Here is a 1,153-nt window from a genome sequence, read left to right on the forward strand (position 1 = left end):
CTCACTCGCAGAAATGGCGAGGAGGGTCGTTCCAGCAAAAGATCTCGACGACCGCCTAGAAGCTGGGCTTGTCTATGTGACCTGTGGACGCTTCGTAGTTCCAGGTTAGCATAGGACACCACCACCTGGCTATCGCCACGCTACGCGAACGTTCAGGTGGTGGAAGCTTCATGAGTTTTCTGGAACGGGCATCTGGCTGTGGAACGGGCATCCGGGCATCTGGCTGTGGAACGGGCATCTTGCCTGTTTCATTTCCAGGCGGGCAGGATGCCCACTCCACTGATATTGATTCTCTGCCTCTCATTCTCTGTTTCCGTCTTGATGCAGTCGCTCATGGGGGAAACCACGGCAGTCGCTCATGGGGGGAACCCCCAAGACCGCTTAGGTGCGCTTTCCGTTGGCGAATTAAATTCGCCACGGGTCGCACCTCTGCATCGCTATTCCCTATTCCCGACTTCTGAAAGAAGTCTATTCAGCAATTTTCGTCATTCCCATCAAAATTAGACTCGTACTCCTGCTACCTTTGTTCTTTGTTCTTTGTTCTTTGTTCTAGCTCCATTTGTTAATATAATTACTTTCTAAAGTATGCCCCGAGGATCACATTCTAGTTATAGCTTTCCTAGCTCGTAACCTAACTCTGACACTATGGGAATAGGGAGTCGGGAATAGGGAGTCGGGAGTCGCGAGTCGCGAGTAGAATTAGCATAGAGCTATATCCACAGAATATAATTATGAATCAGGCAATACATGAGAGAGTATACTGGACTATTCATGACCTAGAATTGCTACCAGAAAATGAAGGAACACGCTACGAAATCATTGATGGAGAATTATTTGTGACTAGAGCGCCTCATACTAAACATCAGCAAACCTGTGGCAAAATTTTTCGACAGCTAGATGCTTGGTGTGAAGCAAGTGGTTTAGGAGAAGCTATTCCTAGTCCTGGTGTCCTGTTTTCCGAATCCGATAATGTTATTCCCGATGTCGTTTGGGTTACTCAAGAAACCTATACATTAACCTTAGATAAATCTGGACATCTAACTGGTGCCCCAGAATTAGCAGTCGAAGTTTTATCTGCTAGTCAACAAGACCAAAGACGAGACCGAGAAGCTAAACTAAAACTTTACTCTTCACGAGGCGTAAAAGAATATTG

Annotated in this window: 2 protein-coding genes; both read left to right on the forward strand. The window is 46.5% G+C overall.

The window, feature by feature from the left end:
* The first annotated feature begins 198 nt into the window (after positions 1 to 198).
* Entirely contained in the window at positions 199 to 504 is a 306-nt protein-coding gene (locus F6K49_RS51420; RefSeq protein WP_293110673.1) for a hypothetical protein, read from the forward strand.
* Positions 505 to 731: 227 nt separating this feature from the next.
* Positions 732 to 1,153: Uma2 family endonuclease (locus F6K49_RS51425; protein WP_293110675.1), on the forward strand; the 422-nt coding region annotated here is incomplete at its 3' end.

It is taken from the genome of Moorena sp. SIO3I6 (genome assembly GCF_010672095.1).